Consider the following 19097-nt stretch of genomic DNA (forward strand, 5'->3'; position numbering starts at 1 on the left):
CAACAGATTTCGCTTTTCTGTTGGTTGAATCCTCTCGGCTGATGAATTAACTTTAATCTAACACAACGAAAAAAAGGAATCATCTGACAACCAATAAGGAGTGATGATCATGGAAACAACAACACCAAGTGCCGTGCAAAAAGCGTTATTAAGAGGGAAAAACAAGCAGGACCCGTATAACCCATTTGATTGGTATGCCAAAATGCGTAAGGAATCACCTGTTCATTTTGATGAAAGCAGTCAAACTTGGAGTGTATTCACATACGAAGAGGCAAAGCGTGTAACAATCGATAAAGATACCTTTTCTAGTCAACCTCCTAAAGACCAGCGGAAACATTCTCTGATGAAAACAATGGTGATGATGGACCCGCCGAAACACACACGAATCCGCTCCATTGTGAGCAAAGCCTTTATACCTCGAGTGATGAAATCGTGGGAACCACGTATTCAAGAATTGATGGATGAACTCATGGCGCAGATAGATGGGAAAGAAGAAATTGATCTTGTTCAAGACATCTCCTATCCGCTTCCTGTCATTGTCATTGCAGAGCTGTTAGGTGTGCCGTCAGAACATAAACAGTCCTTTAAAGATTGGTCAGATCTTCTGGTTAGTATGCCTAAAAGTGAAAATGAAGAGGATGTAGCTGAATGGCAGAAAACACGAGATCAAGGCGAAGCTGACATGATGGCATTTTTTGCTGACATCATCGAAGAGAAGCGTCAGCATCTCGGTGAAGATTTGATTTCTCTTTTAATTCAAGCTGAAGAGGATGGAGACAAGCTGTCAGCGGATGAATTAATCCCTTTCTGCAATCTTCTCCTTTTAGCAGGCAACGAAACGACCACCAATCTGATCTCCAATATGATCTTTAGCTTGTTGGAAAAACCAGGGGCGTATGAAGCGCTCGCTCAATCACCTGAGCTCATCCCGCGTGCTGTGGAGGAGGCCGTCCGTTTCCGTGCACCAGCGCCTACAATCGTCCGCTATGTCAGAGAGGACACAGAGCTTGGAGGGAAAGCGTTGAAAAAGGGAGACCATGTGATTGTCTTTCTCGCTTCTGCTAACCGGGATGAGCGCCAGTTTTCAAACGCACATGAGTACGATATACACCGCCATCCTAACCCTCATATTGGCTTCGGCCACGGCATCCACTTCTGTCTAGGTGCACCACTTGCCCGTCTTGAAGCATGTACTGCTATCAAGGACTTATTGGATCGATATGAGTCACTAGAACTCCTCTCCTATGTGCCAATGACAAACAGCGGCATGTATGGGCTGAAAGAGCTGAAGCTACGCGTCACAGCCCGTTTATAACAGAAAAGACTCCCACCAAGCATGGGAGTCTTTTTAAACAGGTGTAATTCCTTCTGTGTTCATGAGCACAACTCGATATCCTTCTGGATCTTCAATGGTTGCACCTCCTCGATCCCAGTATGGATTCGTAGAGATGACATGCCGTCCACCAAATGAGATCAGTCTTTCTTTCATCTGCCGAAACTCCTGTTCATTAGGAATATAGAAAACAAGCAGCTGTTCTGGATGCGGAACGGGCAGGCTCTCTTCTTCTTCATGTTTGGTGATTTCTAAATGAACATGCTGGTGAGGAAGTCCGAGCATCACACCATCATACCCTTCATGCTGATCAAATGAGCCTATTCTTTTGAGCCCTAAGCCTTCTTCATAAAAGGAAACAACCTCTTTCATGTTGGCTGTTGGGCGTGCGATGCGTAATTGAGCGGCTTCGAACTGTTGAAATTTCATCTGTCATCACTCCTTTTCTCCTTTTAGTATACGATCTCTTTTTTTCTCTCTCCTCCTCATTTCGGCTGTTTTTCAGTCATTCTTTCGATGTAGATGGATCAAAAAAAGCCCAGCTTCTTGAGCTGGGCTTTAAGCACCGGGCGGAACACCCGCATCGTCAAATCTTCTTTCCAGGTTGACGAATTTGTTATATTCTTTGACGAACGCCAGTGATACCGTACCAACTGGACCGTTACGCTGTTTGGCAATAATGATTTCAATAATGTTCTTATTCTCTGATTCTTTGTCGTAGTAATCATCACGATAAAGGAATGCCACGATATCGGCATCCTGCTCAATACTTCCTGATTCACGAATATCAGACATCATCGGACGTTTGTCCTGACGCTGCTCTACCCCACGGGAAAGCTGAGACAAAGCAATAACCGGAACTTCAAGCTCCCTCGCCAGCGATTTTAAAGCCCTAGAGATTTCAGATACCTCCTGCTGACGGTTATCGCTTGATCGTCCGCTCCCTTGGATGAGCTGCAAGTAGTCAATCAGGATCATCCCAAGACCGTTTTCTTGCTTCAAACGGCGGCATTTCGAGCGAATTTCACTTACTCTAATGCCAGGTGTATCGTCAATGAAAATCCCACTGTTTGATAACGAACCCATCGCCATTGTCAGCTTACCCCAGTCCTCTTCTGTTAGATTACCGGTTCTTAGGTTCTGTGCATTGATATTTCCCTCTGCACAAAGCATACGCATGACAAGCTGCTCAGCCCCCATCTCTAAACTAAAGATGGCGACACTTTCATCTGTCTTGGTCGCGACATTTTGTGCAATGTTCAATGCGAAGGCTGTTTTCCCTACTGATGGACGAGCCGCTACAATAATCAAGTCATTTCGCTGGAATCCAGCTGTCATCCGGTCAAGCTCAGAGAATCCCGTTGGAATCCCTGTAATATCGCCTTTTCGGTTATGAAGCTGTTCAATATTATCATATGTCTGAACAAGAACGTCTTTAATGTTTTGGAAAGCTCCTGAGTTTTTACGCTGAGCCACTTCCATAATGGTTTTTTCAGCATCACTCAATAGATCTTCTACTTCATCCTCACGCGTATACCCATCCTGTGCGATGGTTGTCGCTGTACGGATCAGACGTCTTAAAATCGATTTTTCTTCAACAATTTTTGCATAGTATTCAATGTTTGCGGCAGTTGGGACTGAGTTCGCAATATCCGTTAAATACGAAATCCCCCCTACCTCTTCAAGTAAATCTGTATTGGCAAGTTCTGATGTCACCGTGACAAGATCGACCGGTTCCCCTCTATCTCCAAGTACAAGCATCGCATTGTAAATCTTTTGATGCGACATTCTATAGAAATCCTCTGGAATTAATACCTCAGAAGCGAGCGTTAGCGCAGATGGTTCTAAAAAAACAGCACCTAATACGGCCTGCTCGGCTTCTATATTTTGCGGCGGCAGCCGGTCATCGAGAAGTTCCGTCATGCCAAGCACCGTCCTTTCATAAAAAAATACGCTACTCATCATTTTAACATTTTCATCAATAAAAAAGTGAAAAACATCAACTATAGTCAAAATTACCATGTCGATGTTTCGTTGAACAGTGTGTTTCTGAACAGCAAAACTAGCGCATTTCAATAGAAAAGACTCTGTAACATAAATTGTTATAGAGTCCTTCATTATCGCTAATGGGATTTGTATCTGTTGTCGTTCACGTTTTGTTAATCTATCGTTTTCTTAACTCCATCATTTTCTTTTTGCCCAATGTCTTGTAAGGAGCCATTTTGATAACCAATAGATAACACCAAATCGGGAATAGAATCAAACCCATTTTTGGCTAGATCAAAGAGCTGTGCTCCGTAATGTGAAGCGGCAATGCGTGCATTTTCTGCTGTGTATGGATTTTTCAGGAGTTCTTCTTTGTATATATCAAATATATTCGCTCCGTTATCCGTTACAAATTGACCGTTTACAATGCTTAAATCTTTTAAATTGTAGCCTGTCACCGTTTTGATTTGATTGACAAGATGGAACTTTGCAAGAGAATCCGGCGTGAATTGAGTAGAATCGTCATTTCTACTTTTCATAATATGGAAAAATAGTTCTCTTGTATTGTTGCTTGTATTTAATAGGTCTTCTATTTGTTTGATCAGCGATTCGTCTTTTGAACCACTCACCACTAATTTAAAATTATTAGGGTCAATGGTAAAAGTTAAATTTGTGTTTTTAGGAATGGTTATACCGTTTTTAGAGAATAAATCTTGTAATTGTTCATTCACTTTTTGACGATTGAGTATTTTCTTTTCTACACTTTCTTGCGTAGGATCGTACCGTTTTTCATTACGGAAGATGGCGTCATTAAAGTCATATTGACCTCCTTTATTATTCCTTGCCCAACTCATTTCCATAATGTAAGCAGCTTCTCTCTCCACTGTAGTTAGATCATTTCTGAAATAAGGAGAGTATGGATTTCGATATTTATCATATATATGACCTTGAGGATCTTTGAAACGTTTATTTTGTTCATTTATTTTTTCGTATTTTTCATCTAATATTTTCATTCGTCTATCAGCTTCGGTCATCATCTCATTTGTACTTTTAATAGCTGATTGACCTTTAGAGTCTATTTGGTTCAGATTGCTTGAAGCACTGGCTGTGTACGACGTATTAATATTCATTTTGATTCTCCTTTTTTAAAAAAATAGTGATTATTAAATATATCGGCATTTCAGTTAAAATTTGTTATTTTGATGACAATATGGTAATTATTACAATAAGGGTTAATATATGACAAATAATATCTTTAAACATTTATTATTATCATCATTATTATTGGCGCTTGTTACTAGTTTTTTTGCACCTAACTCAGCGGAAGCAGCTATTACAGGGAATAACAGTCCTAACACTGCAATCTCAATGGGATATTGGAAAAATAGTCGTTCAGACACGACAATCTTACCTGAAGGCGAAAATGAAGCGTATTATCAGTTCACGATCAATAAGGGTGAAAGAGTTTATGTCAGAAGTTCGTATAATAAGCAATATACTGGGATGAAAATCGAGGTGTATAATTCGAAGAGTTCTAAGCCAGGATCAAGAGTGATTAATCCTGATTCAGTAACGCCCTTTATATTCGCAAATACTGGTGACGTTACTTCTACTTCAGAAACTTATTTTGTAAAAGTGACCCGTGGTACATATACAGGGAAGTATTTTACTGTCTCTATTCAAGATCGAATTAAATCTGGAAATGGGACATTCAACTTTACGGGGTCCGCTACCAACTTGAATACTTCTTTGAATTTTTTAGGTGTTGATTCTTCTGTCATTACAATGGATTTAACGAGCAATTCTTCTATCCCTATAAATGCAATCGTTAAATCCATTTCAACAACTAGTACCCAATCGCCTAACCAAGGCAATGTTACTCACAAGCTGATGGCTGATGAAAACAAGATTTGGAACGAATCTGTTTTTTCATCTGCAACAAGCGGTTCTTACCGTATTTCTCTTGAAGATCAATTAAAAGTCGCTCAAAAATGGAGCTCTAAGTACAACGCAAAGGCTACAGCGAGATCTACTATGAGCAATGTCAAAGCCGATATCCGTTACGAATATGATGTCACAGATGGATTCTAATTGAATGGTGTTTACAGATATGTACACCAATTGATCAATAAGTAAGGGAACATCCCTTACTTTTTTAATTGTCGCATTTTTGATGCTATATGATATTTCACCACTCTTAAAACAGCACCTAATACGGCCTGCTCGGCTTCTATATTTTGCGGCGGCAGCCGGTCATCGAGAAGTTCCGTCATGCCAAGTACCGTCCATTCATAAAATCATACGCTACTCATCTTTTATCATTTTCATCCATAAAAAAGTGAAAGTGTCAGTAGTGGTTTTGCTGGAGGGCGTGTTGAAAGAGGAGGATGGTGATCATATCGGTGGCCCACTGGTACAGATCCCATTCTTCGTAGGCCGCAAATGTCATCCGTATTTCATGTAGTGCCTGTTTCATTTCGCTTAATTCCTCGACCGTAAAGGTCTTCTTCAAGTTCAATTGATATTCGTGCAGTTTTAGTTTTAGCTTGCCAATTGGCGTATGCATGGCGATCGTCTCTCCCTATAACCTGACCTTTTGAGATAGTGAATACCATCCCATTATAAAGGATGTGCCTATTTTCTTCTTCATGATTTGTGATATTTTATCACGCTCTTTTCTACTCATGTTTCCATCGTCTCATTTGACTTCTCATGTAAATCAAGTTACCATTTATTCGATAATGATAATCATTTTCATTTAGAGAGGAGCCTATAACTGAATGATCCCTTCTCTTTTTTACGAAAGCAGCCCATTTATGTTATCTGGGACGCAGCAATTAGATGTAAAGAATCGTCCCTATCGCCTTTTCATCTATCAACCTGACGGACCCATACCTTCAGAAGGTTTCCCTGTGATATATGCACTCGACGGAAATGCGATTTTCGCCACCATGGTGGAAGCACTTCGTCTACAATCAAGTATCCCTGAAAAAACAGGGGTGACACCTGCTGTCATTGTTGGCATTGGATACAAGACGGATCAACCCCATCATCCACAACGACATGAGGATTTTACTCATCAACCGCCTGATCAATGGATACAGGCGCTTAAAAAAGGAGCTGCCACACACTCGTATGGGGGTGCTCATCCCTTTTTTTCCTTTTTGGAAAAACAAATCAAACCGATGATTGAAGCAAGATACCCAATCAATCGAGGTCGTCAAACTCTATTCGGCCACTCTCTTGGCGGTCTTTTTACGTTAAGTACATTATTTGACTACCCTGAAGCATTTCAAACATATATTGCTGGCAGTCCATCCATTCATTGGTATCCGTCACTCCTGTTACAGCAAGAGCAGGCGTTTCAAGAACGATTAAAACAACAGACGCATCAAAATCGATTATTGATTGGTGTTGGTGAGCTTGAAAAAGACCATCTCTGCCAGATGAATCAAAACGCACAGGCGATGAAAGAGCGGCTGTCTGTTTCTTCACCTAATGGTTTACACGTACAATACATGGAATTTCCAAGAGAAGGACATTCCTCTGTTCTTCCTGTCTTGATTAATGAGGCATTTCGTTTTGCTCTCTATCCTTCCGAATCAAAAAGACAAAGGAGTGAGACCGATGAATAACCCTTTCTTGCGTGAAGATGGTTCATTTCTTGTGCTGATGAACGAAACAAGACAGCATTCTCTTTGGCCATCCTTTGAACCAGTCCCTAAAGGATGGGAGACTGTATACGGAGAAGACACTCGGGACGCTTGTATCGACTACATTCAAGCAAACTGGCAAGATCTCCGTTGCTACGATGTCACCGAAGAAGAGGCACAACCATCTGAATCATATAAAATCATTGTCACCCTGTGAAAGAAACAGGGTGTTTTTCATTTCGTTGTCAAAAGAAAGTAGAGGTGACTGTTCATGAATACTCATTCTCAGCCTGTGCTAACTGAGGCTGGTCATTTTATGTACCGCCTAATCAGTGTTGAAAAAATCCATCATACAGAGTTACCGCATGTAGAACAACAACTGTCAAATACATACTGTCTTCTTTTTAGTCTCAAAAGCAGCGGCTTTCTCTTCATCAATGATCAAAAATGGCGACTGAAAGATGAAACACTCTATACGATGATGCCAAACGAGACGTTTATGCTGGAAACTGACCCCTATCAAAAATATGAACTTTATTTAGTGCGCTTTCACATCTATGTCTCGCATCACGATGATCTAAAAGCCATTTCAAAAGAGACGGCAAAACCTCTTCTCAATGCATGGCAATTCGTACATACAGATACGTTTGAGCAGATTCATCACTCACTAACACAGATGGCAGACCTTTTGCAGCAGACTGACTCCACTCATTCCTTTCAAAGTCAGCTGCTGTTTCAAAAGTTGCTTTTAAAGCTACTGACGCTTCAAAAGCATATGATGTGTGACACCGCACAGGCGCTTTTTAAAACGAAACAATACATCGACGATCATTCAGATGAACCCATTCGTTTAACCACACTCTCTGAGATGGCTGGTGTCAGTCCCAATCATTATAGTGAACGATTTAAGGAACAATTCGGTCTAAGCGTCACAGACTATTTGATGAAAAAAAGGCTGACTCGTGCTAAACAACTGATGGCGCAAGGAAACGAAAAGCTCAAGAATATTGCCCAGGAAATCGGCTATCAGGACCCTTATTACTTCAGTCGAATTTTTAAGAAAAAAACGGGTGTGACCCCTTCTCAATATATGAAAAGCAGACACCGTAAAATCATTGCCTACGGTCCTTCTATCCTTGGACAGCTGACGCCGCTTCATTTGCTTCCATACGCTGCTCCCATTCATCCCAAGTGGACAGCGTATGATTTTGAGCATTATGGTGATGACATTCCAATTCATTTAAACGCACATCGTATCAATGAACATAGTGAAAAAAACATACAGCAAGTGCAAAAAGCACAGCCAGAATTCATTATTGCAAACGATCAAATAACACTTGATGAGAAAGCCGCACTTCAATCGATTTGTCCTGTACATTTTGTCCCTTTCAATCAATTAGACTGGCGTTCTCAGTTTCGAGAGACTGCCGCTATATTGGGCGAAGAAAAAGAAGCACAGGAGTGGCTGACACACTACGATGAACTAGTCGAGCAGGCGAAGAGAATTTGCTCACGCAGCAGAAAAACGGTTCTCCCTATTAGAATCTATCAAGATCATCTCTATTTGTCCGTCAACCGCACTTTGTCAGAGGTTATATTAGACGATATCGGTCTGCCTTCCGCCTTTCATGAATCTAGTAAAATCACGGAGCGGAAAATCGATGTACACTTCATCAAGCAGTGTGATCCAGATTGCATATTTTTACTTTTGCATAAAGAACCGAGCACCCTCGCTTTCTATCAACAATTAAAGCAGCAGGTTGCTTGGCAAAACATAAGAGCAGTTGCGCAAAAAGCGGTTTATTCGCTCTCTTCAGACCCTTGGAGAGAGTATACGGCTGCCAGCCATCAACGGGTCATTCATGATCTATTATCTTTTTATCCGTAAAAAGTCCATCAAATTCCTGAGAAAAATCTATGGATCATTGATGAAAAGCATCATACAATCTTTAATTGAGAACAATTATCAGTTAAAGGAGAAAACATATGAAAAAATGGGCAGCTTTGCTTATCATTTGTATCGTAATGGTCATCAGTTCAGCTTGCGGCAGTGGAAATCAAAAAACAACTACTACAAAGAAAACAACATCCACAGAAGCATCAGCTCAGGCTGAAGTTGAATACTTAGGGAAGACGTATCAAGTAAAAACACCAGCAAAACGCCTTGTCATTGCTGGAAGTTTAGAATCAATGGAAGATGCAAAACTGCTAGGTGTTGAGCCGATTGGGGCATCAACTGTAGGCGGCGCATTCCCTTCATTGTTTGAAGACATCGCATCTAAAACAGAGGGCATTGGTGAAAAAACAGAACCAAACTTAGAAAAAATCCTGAAGCTCAATCCTGATGTCATTTTAGGATCGACAAAGTTCCCACCAGCGACCATTAAAAAGCTGGAGAAGGTTCAAACGACGATCCCAGTCTCTCATATTTCTTCTGATTGGAAAGACAATCTCTTATTGCTTGGGGAACTGACTGGGAAGAAAAATGAAGCGAAAACAATCATTTCGAACTATCAAAAAGACCTAGTAAAAGCGAAAAAGATGTTAAAAGAGACAAGTAAAAACAAAACAGTGATCATCCTCCGCATTCGCCAAGGAGATTTGTATGTCTATCCTGAGGACGTGTACTTCAACTCTACGTTGTATGGAAACCTTGGATTTACAGCTCCAAAAGATGTGAAAAAGGCCAAAGCACAAGCCTTACTATCCATGGAACGTCTTGGAGAATTGGATCCTGATTATATTTTTGTTCAGTTCTCTGAAGAAGAGAATGCATCAAATCCGAATGCCCTCAAGGACTTAGAAGCCAATCAGATTTGGGCAAGCCTTCAGGCTGTAAAACACGGACATGTGAGTGAAAATATCGTCGATCCCTTGCTTCAAGGCGGAACAGCTTTAAGCAAAACCACATTTCTCGATCAAGCAGTGAATTGGTTATCCACACAAAAAACAGATTGAGCGCCGACATGGCGCTCTTCTTCATGATGGAAGGAGGGTCTCATGAATGAAAGGTTCTTTTTTATATGACGAGTTGAACGGTCGTCAACTGGATATTTATATTCCACCTAGTCCAAGTACTCCCATGCCAGCTGTGATTGTGCAGGATGGCTCCTCCCTGTTTCACCAGCAAATCCTCTCTTTAGAAGATATGATCGAACGCGGCACCATCACACCTGTGGTCCTCATTGGCGTTCATCCCTTCAACCGGCTTGATGAATATACGCCATGGAGAGCACCTGCTCTTCATCCATCCTTTCCAGCTTTCAAAGGCGAAGCTGACACATATCTCACTTTTTTAGCTGACCAGCTGATGCCCTATCTTGTTCAGCACTATCCGATTCAGCCTGAGCATGGACAGCACGGACTCATTGGCGCCTCTTTAGGCGGGCTTGTGTCCATGTATGTACTTTGGAAGGAACCATCCCTTTTTCAACACATCGGCGCTCTATCCGGTTCCTTTTGGTACCCTCATTTCATGGCCTACATACGTCAGCACAGCCTTCAGACGATGCCCCGGCGCATCTACCTATCGGTTGGCAGTGAAGAAGGAAAGGGGAAATCCTCTACTCAGCAATATATGGTGCCATTTACGGAGGAGCTCCATCACATCGTGCTCCATTGTGGCCTCTCAGAACATTGCCTCCGCCTTCATATTGAGCAGGGAGAAGGACATCATATCGGTCAATTTCAGCGAAATTTTTTGTCTGCCATCAAGTGGTTTTATCAGCGTTAAATAGAGCCTGCCTTTCCCGCGGAAATTTTTTAAGCCACTCTATAAGCGGATATGATATATTGGAACGTATAGATTGAAGGAGGAGGGATTTGCGCATGAGACCTTTACAAATCTCAGCTGATACCGCACAAAAGCTTGCTGCATCTCTCAATGTACCAATTGAACAAATTATGCATATGCCGCAACATATCTTATTAACTAAATTAGCGGAGCTTGAACAGAAGAAAGATCGCTCTTCTTAAAGAAATAAAGGAGTTTACATTCATGGAACAACAACTAGAACAATCAAAATTACATCCTCGCAGTACAGGGCAAACCATTTTGCTGATTGCTGGGATTTTACTCATTGCCTTTAACCTGCGGCCTGCCATTACGTCCGTCGGACCTGTGATCGGCGCCATTCGTTCTGATTTACAGCTTTCAAATGGACTTGCAGGTTTTCTCACGACATTACCGCTGCTCTCATTCGCATTGCTTTCTCCAGTTGCACCTAAAATCGGAAAACGTCTTGGCAATGAACGAACCCTTTGGCTTGGACTTGCTGTCCTTCTATTTGGGATTGTGATTCGCTCGTTTGGCACCATCACCTTCTTAATGATTGGAACAGCACTAGTCGGCGTTGGGATTGCGATTTGTAACGTGCTCTTACCGGGGCTCGTTAAGCATAAATTCCCTGCACATGCTGGATTGATGACAAGCGTATATACAACCTCGATGTCCGTCTTTGCTGCACTTGCATCAGGTGTGAGTGTTCCGCTCAGCCATACGATGCCTGGCGGCTGGAATACGTCATTCCTTGTATGGGGTGGGCTTGCACTCATTGCCATGATGGTCTGGGCTCCGCAGCTTCTTCATCAAAACACAGCGGCAGTCAAAAGCATCTCGCTCACAGAGCAGCCAATATGGCGTTCACGTGTCGCATGGCAGGTGACCTTTTTTATGGGCTTGCAGTCATTTCTTTTCTATAGCAGCATCGCATGGTTCCCTGATATTTTGACATCACATGGAATGAACCTGTCGACGGCTGGATGGATGCTGTCTATTATGCAGTTTGCTGGCCTGCCATCCACCTTTTTAACGCCTGTTTTTGCAGAAAAATTAAAATCGCAAAGACCGCTTGTATGCGGCCTTGTTCTTGTATATTTGCTTGGCATGATCGGTCTTCTTCTAGGAGGAACTACACCTATTCTTGTCATCTCTGTTTTATTGATCGGCATTGGACAAGGAGCTAGTATCAGTCTTGCCCTCACATTTATCGGATTACGGACAACCCATATGGAACAAGCAGCTGCCCTCTCAGGAATGGCGCAATCTCTCGGTTATTTATTAGCCGCTGTTGGTCCATTCATGATTGGTATTCTCTTTGATTACACCCATTCATGGACACCATCCATTATCATCTTTATTATTATTTTGTTCTTTATGTTTTTATCAGGCATGCGCGCCGGACGAAATGTCTATATATCAGATCCTTCTTAAAAAGAAAGAACCCGCCTCAAGAGACGGGTTCTTTTCTATTTATGCTTGTTCTGTCACATGTACTTTCAATGTTGCTTGCACTTCTGGATGAAGCTTCACAGGTACATTTGTATATCCTAACGCACGGATGGCGTCATTCAGCTCGATTTTGCGCTTATCGAGTTTGATTTGATGATCCTTTTGTAATTTATCAGCGATTTGTTTGCTTGTAATAGATCCAAACAGACGACCGCCTTCACCTGATTTTGCAGTGAGCTCCACTGTTAACGCCTCAAGTGTTTCTTTTAGTTGTTTGGCTTGTTCAAGCTCTTGGATGGCATTCTTTTTCTCTTTGTTTTTCTGTCCTTCCAATGCACTTAGGTTCGTTGGATTTGCTTCAACAGCTAACCCTTGTTTGATCAGAAAGTTGTGAGCGTATCCGTCAGCTACATTCTTGACTTCGCCTTTTTTCCCTTTGCCTTTTACGTCTTTTAGAAAGATCACTTTCATCTTTGAACCCCTCCTTCGAAATATTCATCTATGGCAGCTTTTAACTTCTCTACCGCTTCTTCAATGGTTATACCATAAATTTGGGTTGCAGCGTTAGTCAAATGACCGCCGCCGTCTAACGCTTCCATGATAATTTGGACATTGATATCCCCTAACGATCTTGCACTGATGCAGACAGTGTCGTCATCTCGTCTAGCGACAGCAAATGACGCTTCCACCTCACTCATCGACAGCAATGAATCAGCCGTCTGTGCAATCGTAATTTGATCATAATACTCCGAGCTGTCAGACGGCAATGAAGCGATCGCCACCTGGCTTTGATACAGCTCTGTATGTTGAATGAGTTTTGCCCGTTTGATGTAATGATCGACTGTCTCTTTTAAGAACTTTTGCACAAGGACAGGATCTGCTCCCTTCGCTCGAAGGTAGGAAGCCGCATCGAACGTTCTTGACCCCGTTCTCAGCGAGAAACTCTTCGTATCAACGATGATTCCGGCAAGAAGCGCAGTGGCCTCAATCATGTTAATTCTTAATTTCTTCGGCTGATACTCTAATAGCTCTGTCACAAGTTCCGCTGTGGATGAAGCATATGGCTCCATATAGACAAGTAAAGGATCTCGGATAAATTCCTCGCCTCGTCTATGGTGGTCAATCACAACGACGTTTTCAATTTTATTCAGCAGTCGTTCTTCCATCACAAGGGACGGTTTATGTGTATCAACGACCACAAGCAATGTGTCATCCTTTGCAAGCTCCATTGCTTCCTCTGGTGTGATAAAACGTGACCAAAGTTCTTCATAATTCTTAATTTCACTAATTAAGCGTTGGACACTGTCCCCAATCTGATTGGCATCAATGACAATATAGCCTTCTTTCCCATTGGCTTGGGCGACCTTTAAAATACCAATCGATGCACCGATTGAGTCCATGTCTGGGAACTTGTGTCCCATGATCATGACATTACCGCTTTCAGACACAATTTCTTTTAAGGCATGAGAAATGACCCGTGCGCGTACTCGTGTCCGTTTTTCCATTGGATTGGTTTTCCCGCCATAGAATTTCACTTTCCCATTCGGCTGTTTAATGGCTACCTGATCCCCGCCTCGTCCGAGGGCAAGGTCAAGACTCGATTGCGCAAGTGCTCCAAGCTCTTTTAAAGAAGGAACAGACGCACCGATTCCGATACTAAGGGTAAGCGTCGCGCTATGTGCCCCTGTTTTCTCACGAACCTCGTCTAAAATGGAGAACTTCGACGCTTCAAGCTCAGCTAAAATGCTCTCATTTAATACCGCCATAAAACGTTCAGACGAAATTCTCTTCAGGAAAATGCCATATTCTTGTGCCCAATTGTTTAATAGCGACGTCACTTCACTATTAATGGTGCTGCGCACCTGATCATCAAGGCCTTGCGTGACATCGTCATAATTGTCTAAAAAGATATAAGATAACACCGTTCGTTCATTTTCATACTGTCTTTCAATCTGCACCTGTTCCGTTACATCAAAGAAATACAATAGGCGCTCTGACCGCTTAATAATGACTTTGAATTTCCGGTCATTCAGCGTCACATTTTCTGTCTCGACCTCCTGTTTAATAAGAGGCACAATTGACTCGAATGTATCGTACAAGGATCTGCCGACAAGTGTGCTTTCATGAAAGCACGAAGCAAGAAATGGATTTGTCCACTCGATATAATACTGGTCATTAAACAGCATAATACCAATTGGCATCTCCATTAATGCTTCTTCTCCAACCTTTTTGACTCGATAGGATAATGTTGAAATATATGAATCAATCTCTTTTTGTACTTGCGTATCTGCCCATTTTAAGAAGTAGAGCACACCTGCAAGGACTAAAAGACCAACTGCTCCTATGATCCAATTAAAATAAAGGTTGAGGAGGACTGTGACCATCGCCAGTACAATTAACGCGAAGATCGGATACTTGATGACAGGTTTTCTATAGAAGCTTGGCACTGATATCAACTCCTCAACATTCAGAGTGAATTATTTGTTTTTTACTTTATCTCTTAAATCAAAGCCTATGTCAGCAATCCCTATAATACGCACAATCACACCGATTGGCGGCAAGAGAACCGTCAACACAATAGCAAAAATGGGTACCACTTTTGAGATGTTTTTTTCGTGGCAATAATAGAAGATAAAAGAAAAGCCCTGAATAAGCACCAGTATAAATAAAATTTGAAACGCACTCGTTTGCACGAGCCATAAAAAGCTACCTTTTTCCGTCTGAATCAGCATCAAAAGTAGTGTGAGTAAATAATACCATACCATGCTTTTTGGCAGCCGCATATCCTTAAATTTCTTAAGGGTTGGCATGTCTTTGACAAACCGTTTGATCAGAGGCTGCACGAACCAGTGATTCACAAAAGCCATCAGCGTGACACCAATCAATAACGCTACAGGTAAAGCACTCAATGCGGTATCCTGCATCTCTCTAAACTGCTTCAGTTGTTTCGCAATGTCCTGTTCAGAAGCGCCGGATTGCTTTAAGACACTCTCTAACATAGGAATCATTTGCTCAATGGCTTCTTTAGCGATTCCAAGTATATCGACTTGGAAAAGCTGAACACTGACAACAAAATAGATGAGAAAACTGAATAAATAGATCAGCGCTCCTGTAATGACCGCATTCCCCGGCTGCCTCTTGCTGTAGAAAACACCCATGCCTAAACCGACAGCAATCAGCATTGGTGCACTCATCAGCCCAGCAATAGACCCAATTAAAAAGCTGATCACTATGCCAATAGCGCCAGCAGCAATTCCTTTTTTCAAGCCATGCCTAATTGTATAGAGAATGATCGGAATCGGAGCAGCTAGAAAGAAAATAATGGATAATAGCGGCACATACAAATAAAACAGCATCATGACCGAAAAAATACTGATCATAATTGCGCCTTCTACTAACGCTTTTGTTTGTTTCACACCTTCACCTCTATCCAATCATTTTTCTATATCTTGCTCAATGTGTACTTCTATGTATACGTACGATGTAAGCTCCATCATGTCTTGCCCCAACCTTTATTTTACCATAGTGGCAAATCTCAAGTAAAATCCAGGCTATCTTGGGAACGTTTCACGTGGAACACAATATGGAATTGTACATGCAAGTTTTCAGACAGCATGTTACAATTTTTTAGATTATTCTTAGCTATAAACCCTGAATTCAAGGTCAAAAGCTGTTAGAATAGAAACATCATCAATAAATGTAAGAAGGAGAATTCACATGGGAAAAACACTCGTATTCGGACACAAAAACCCTGACACAGACACGATTTGCTCTGCTATCGCTTACGCTGATCTAAAAAACAAAATCGGCGTCGAAGCAGAAGCTGTCAGACTTGGAGAAATCAATGGAGAAACACAATACGCATTAGATTTCTTTAAACAAGAAGCACCTCGTTTCATTGAAACGGCTGCAAACGAAACAAAGCAAGTCATTCTTGTTGATCATAACGAATTCCAGCAAAGTGTAAGCGATATTGATCAAGTACAAGTGACTGAGGTCATTGACCATCACCGTATTGCCAACTTTGAAACAAGTGAACCTCTTTTCTATCGTGCTGAGCCAGTTGGTTGTACAGCAACGATCTTAAACAAAATGTACAAAGAGCATCAAATTACGATTGAAAAAGAAATCGCTGGTTTGCTTTTATCTGCGATCATTTCTGATTCCTTATTATTCAAATCCCCAACATGCACACAGCAAGACATTGATGCTGCGCATGAGCTAGCGAAAATCGCAGGGGTAGACCCAGAAGTATACGGCCTAGACATGCTGAAAGCCGGTGCTGATCTGAGCCAGAAAACCGTTCAAGAATTAATTACACTTGATGCAAAAGAATTTGCACTAGGCAACAGCAAAGTTGAAATTGCTCAAGTCAATACAGTAGATATCGCTGAAGTGACAGCAAGACAAGCTGATATTGAAGCGAAAATCAATGAAGTCATTGCAGCGAAAAGTCTTGATCTATTTGTTCTAGTGATCACAGACATTTTAGAAAATGATTCTCTTGCTCTTGCACTTGGTGCTGAAGCGGCAAAAGTAGAAAAAGCATTTAACGTAACACTTGAAAATAACACAGCTTTACTAAAAGGTGTTGTATCCAGAAAGAAACAAGTGGTGCCTGCACTAACGGACGCCCTTTCTTAATCAACACGACAAGACTGCTGACAGACACGTTCAGCAGTCTTTTTCTATGTTAAAAAAGCGTTCCTTTCAGAACGCTTCTTTCTAATGAATATACATATCACTGACGAGGATATCCTTTAGCGCACTTGTTGGTATTGTGAATTCAACAACCCCCATGTAGCCAGGCGCCACATCATATTCATTAAAGGAAATCACAAGTTTGCCTTTCGAATTGATATAGAAGCTTTGATCTGGCTGAATCTTCTTAAATGGGTCCATTTCATCTTTGCCAATCCAGTAAATCTTATTGGAATCCTCTTTCATCTGTTTCTTCATTTGTTCTTTAATATTTTCACTAATCACATCAATATAACGATCATTTTTAAACAAGCTTGGTAGTGTGATCAGTACATGATTTTTCTTATCAACCGTATCGTACGTCATTTCTTCTGCTGCTGAAGCCTGAGTGGTTACCTTGTACCGACCTAGTGAGAGAATCTGGTCATTGTTTGTTCTCACTTCATACCCACTCTCAACGCTCAAATGACCATTTTTATAACCCTTTGTTTCCTTTTCAAAATCTTGATACAGCTTTTTGTTTTCAGCTAAATATTTTTGATTCAGGCTGTCTTCTAATTTTCCGTCACCAAGCCCCGATACGTGTGGTGTTTTGAGATCAATATTCGTTCCTTGATCGCTCTTTTTAAATTCTGTGAAAGTCACGACTTTCACAAGCTCTCCAATGACAGGTACCTCTGAAATCGCTCTTGCTGCCTGTGGACTGACGTTAACAGTCGTGACAAACAGAGCAGCCGCAGCGACGAGTCCAATGGTCCATTGCTGAAAGTGAGGTTTTTTATTTTTTCGTTTCAACGTCCGTTCAACCATGGCATCATATTCCGGTGGAATAGGGATTTCTAAATATTCCTCTTTTAACTGTTCCAAATACTTATCCATTTATATTTCCTCCTGCGATAATTCTACTTTTAAAAGTCGCAACGCCTTATATAATCTTGTTTTGATGGTGTTTTCGTTTTCTTCGAGAATATGAGCGATGTCCTCTAGTTTTAAATCTTCAAAGAATCTCAATATGATGATAACCCGATACATCTCAGGCAAATCCTCTATGGCCCGTCTGACGTCTTGATCCTCATAGACATCTGATTCACCCTTTGATAAGAATTCGAGTGTGTCGTCATCTGTCACCTGCACCCGCTTCTTCTTTCGTAAAAAGTCTAAGGCAGTGTTCACCACGATTTTATAAAACCAGCTATGCATCTTGCTTGCATCCTCTAGCCTGTGAACAGATTTGAGTGCTTTATGAATCGCCTCTTGAACGACATCCATGGCATCTTCCGGGTTTTTGACATAACTATAGGACAATCGATAAAAACTATGTTTATGCTCCATTACGTAATCCGCAAATTGATCATCAATCTTTCGTTTCTTCATTTTACAAAGAGCTCCTTTATCTTAAATGCGCATCTGTTATTTCTTACAATGGATAGACGCGCACCTTTTGAAAATAGTTTGCGCTCGTTATTTTTTTAACATGTCATCGCATGTTCTTTTCTATACAAAAAGAGCGAACCTGACGGGTTCACTCTTTCAAAGTAGTCATTTTTTGATGAACAAACGATCTTAATGGAGAAAGCGGATGAATGATGGAAGCGCCTGTTTCCCGCTCAACCTGTTGTGCAGCGTGAACCATCGAAAGCTGCATCACGCAAATGTGTCCACTTTTTTGCTTCATACATCTTCTCAGCTGCTCTTTGATTCGATCCTCATATGCTGGCATGTCACCATTTAGGCAAAGATGAAAGATATCCTCCATCACAACAATATCGGCTTCAACCTGTATTCCCCGCTCTTTTGCATACGAATAAAACCGATGCATCGTTCCTTCCACTGTATCTGGGTTTGAAAACACAAGTTGAAGAGGCTCTTTTTTCTCGCAAATCAGCTCAAATAACGGTTCATCTATCGGAACAATCGGTTGTTTGAAAAGGTGCTGCTGGTCACCCATAGCCGCAATATATTGTGTACAGGTTAATAGGATCATATCAGCTTCCCTCTCTTGCATCAGTCTGTTGATGGCATAGGTTTGCTGCTGGTGAAGATCAAAAGCGGGATCTTGTTTGGCACGTTCCATAAATGATGAATCGACTGTGTGATGCAACTCAAATGCTGTATCACGAAAAACGTCTTCTATATAAGACATATTGGATGGATGTGCGTGAAGGCAATGTAATCGAATCATCAGGTTCGCTCC

Annotated in this window: 20 protein-coding genes and 1 pseudogene; 10 read left to right on the plus strand and 11 right to left on the minus strand. The window is 41.5% G+C overall.

Annotation, left to right across the window (positions count from 1 at the left end; all coding sequences use genetic code 11):
* Positions 1–109: 109 nt before the first annotated feature.
* Entirely contained in the window at positions 110–1315 is a 1206-nt protein-coding gene (locus tag C6W18_RS17965) for a cytochrome P450 (RefSeq protein WP_034325184.1), read from the plus strand.
* Between the two features lie 33 nt (positions 1316–1348).
* On the opposite strand, the gene C6W18_RS17970 is transcribed toward C6W18_RS17965, so the two are convergent.
* The 3 genes from C6W18_RS17970 to C6W18_RS17980 form a co-directional block, all read right to left on the minus strand.
* Positions 1349–1762, minus strand: coding sequence for a VOC family protein (locus C6W18_RS17970; RefSeq protein ID WP_105928463.1), 414 nt, complete (start codon positions 1760–1762; stop codon positions 1349–1351).
* A gap of 129 nt (positions 1763–1891) precedes the next feature.
* Positions 1892–3256, minus strand: coding sequence for a replicative DNA helicase (gene dnaB, locus C6W18_RS17975; protein ID WP_003214779.1), 1365 nt, complete (start codon positions 3254–3256; stop codon positions 1892–1894).
* Between the two features lie 236 nt (positions 3257–3492).
* The gene (locus tag C6W18_RS17980; RefSeq protein WP_105928464.1) at positions 3493–4449 is read right to left on the minus strand and encodes a DUF4885 family protein; all 957 of its coding nucleotides are present in this window, start codon (positions 4447–4449) and stop codon (positions 3493–3495) included.
* A gap of 109 nt (positions 4450–4558) precedes the next feature.
* Here C6W18_RS17980 and C6W18_RS17985 point away from each other — a divergent pair, with 109 nt between their 5' ends.
* Positions 4559–5410: a hypothetical protein gene (locus C6W18_RS17985; protein ID WP_105928465.1), complete on the plus strand. Its 852-nt coding sequence runs from the start codon at positions 4559–4561 to the stop codon at positions 5408–5410.
* 110 nt (positions 5411–5520) lie between these two features.
* Here C6W18_RS17985 and C6W18_RS20650 read toward each other — a convergent pair.
* A pseudogene (locus C6W18_RS20650) lies at positions 5521–5592 on the minus strand (hypothetical protein); the annotation flags it as partial.
* A gap of 74 nt (positions 5593–5666) precedes the next feature.
* Positions 5667–5885, minus strand: a complete 219-nt coding sequence (locus C6W18_RS17990) for a hypothetical protein (protein WP_105928466.1) — start codon at positions 5883–5885, stop codon at positions 5667–5669.
* Positions 5886–6099: 214 nt separating this feature from the next.
* Here C6W18_RS17990 and C6W18_RS17995 point away from each other — a divergent pair, with 214 nt between their 5' ends.
* From C6W18_RS17995 to C6W18_RS18025, 7 genes are all read left to right on the plus strand, one after another.
* Positions 6100–6954 carry an alpha/beta hydrolase gene (locus C6W18_RS17995; protein WP_105928467.1) on the plus strand — a complete coding sequence of 285 codons (855 nt, stop codon included), beginning with the start codon at positions 6100–6102 and terminating at the stop codon, positions 6952–6954.
* The gene (locus C6W18_RS18000; RefSeq protein WP_034323912.1) at positions 6947–7189 is read left to right on the plus strand and encodes an MbtH family protein; all 243 of its coding nucleotides are present in this window, start codon (positions 6947–6949) and stop codon (positions 7187–7189) included. Before C6W18_RS17995 ends, C6W18_RS18000 begins: the two co-directional genes overlap by 8 nt.
* Before the next feature lie 54 nt (positions 7190–7243).
* Positions 7244–8860 carry an ABC transporter substrate-binding protein gene (locus C6W18_RS18005; RefSeq protein ID WP_105928468.1) on the plus strand — a complete coding sequence of 539 codons (1617 nt, stop codon included), beginning with the start codon at positions 7244–7246 and terminating at the stop codon, positions 8858–8860.
* A 98-nt stretch (positions 8861–8958) separates the two neighbouring features.
* Positions 8959–9930, plus strand: a complete 972-nt coding sequence (locus C6W18_RS18010) for an ABC transporter substrate-binding protein (protein ID WP_105928469.1) — start codon at positions 8959–8961, stop codon at positions 9928–9930.
* A 46-nt stretch (positions 9931–9976) separates the two neighbouring features.
* Positions 9977–10705 carry an alpha/beta hydrolase gene (locus tag C6W18_RS18015; protein WP_189318118.1) on the plus strand — a complete coding sequence of 243 codons (729 nt, stop codon included), beginning with the start codon at positions 9977–9979 and terminating at the stop codon, positions 10703–10705.
* Between the two features lie 95 nt (positions 10706–10800).
* Positions 10801–10947 (plus strand): YycC family protein, encoded by a 147-nt coding sequence (locus tag C6W18_RS18020; RefSeq protein ID WP_105928470.1) that lies wholly within the window; start codon positions 10801–10803, stop codon positions 10945–10947.
* A 22-nt stretch (positions 10948–10969) separates the two neighbouring features.
* Complete coding sequence (locus tag C6W18_RS18025) at positions 10970–12184, plus strand: CynX/NimT family MFS transporter (RefSeq protein ID WP_034323906.1); 1215 nt, start codon at positions 10970–10972, stop codon at positions 12182–12184.
* A 39-nt stretch (positions 12185–12223) separates the two neighbouring features.
* On the opposite strand, the gene rplI is transcribed toward C6W18_RS18025, so the two are convergent.
* Genes rplI through C6W18_RS18040 form a run of 3 tightly spaced genes read right to left on the minus strand, consistent with a single transcriptional unit; the run spans position 12224 to position 15618 of the window.
* The gene (gene rplI, locus C6W18_RS18030) at positions 12224–12673 is read right to left on the minus strand and encodes a 50S ribosomal protein L9 (RefSeq protein WP_034323903.1); all 450 of its coding nucleotides are present in this window, start codon (positions 12671–12673) and stop codon (positions 12224–12226) included.
* On the minus strand, positions 12670–14649 hold the full coding sequence (locus C6W18_RS18035) for a DHH family phosphoesterase (protein WP_034323900.1): 1980 nt from the start codon (positions 14647–14649) through the stop codon (positions 12670–12672). The genes rplI and C6W18_RS18035 overlap by 4 nt, the downstream gene beginning before the upstream one ends.
* A 30-nt stretch (positions 14650–14679) precedes the next feature.
* The gene (locus C6W18_RS18040) at positions 14680–15618 is read right to left on the minus strand and encodes a YybS family protein (RefSeq protein WP_142392825.1); all 939 of its coding nucleotides are present in this window, start codon (positions 15616–15618) and stop codon (positions 14680–14682) included.
* A gap of 301 nt (positions 15619–15919) precedes the next feature.
* On the opposite strand from C6W18_RS18040, the gene C6W18_RS18045 reads away from it, so the two are divergent.
* The gene (locus tag C6W18_RS18045) at positions 15920–16846 is read left to right on the plus strand and encodes a manganese-dependent inorganic pyrophosphatase (protein WP_105928472.1); all 927 of its coding nucleotides are present in this window, start codon (positions 15920–15922) and stop codon (positions 16844–16846) included.
* A gap of 81 nt (positions 16847–16927) precedes the next feature.
* On the opposite strand, the gene rsiV is transcribed toward C6W18_RS18045, so the two are convergent.
* The 3 genes from rsiV to C6W18_RS18060 all read right to left on the minus strand — a co-directional run bounded on the left by rsiV (position 16928) and on the right by C6W18_RS18060 (position 19085).
* On the minus strand, positions 16928–17782 hold the full coding sequence (gene rsiV / locus C6W18_RS18050) for an anti-sigma-V factor RsiV (RefSeq protein ID WP_105928473.1): 855 nt from the start codon (positions 17780–17782) through the stop codon (positions 16928–16930).
* Positions 17783–18277 (minus strand): RNA polymerase sigma factor SigV, encoded by a 495-nt coding sequence (gene sigV, locus C6W18_RS18055; protein ID WP_105928474.1) that lies wholly within the window; start codon positions 18275–18277, stop codon positions 17783–17785.
* 148 nt (positions 18278–18425) lie between these two features.
* Positions 18426–19085, minus strand: a complete 660-nt coding sequence (locus C6W18_RS18060) for a hypothetical protein (protein WP_105928475.1) — start codon at positions 19083–19085, stop codon at positions 18426–18428.
* Positions 19086–19097: the final 12 nt, after the last annotated feature.

This window comes from Bacillus sp. LLTC93 (genome assembly GCF_002993125.1).
Lineage (GTDB): Bacteria > Bacillota > Bacilli > Bacillales > Bacillaceae > Bacillus > Bacillus zhangzhouensis.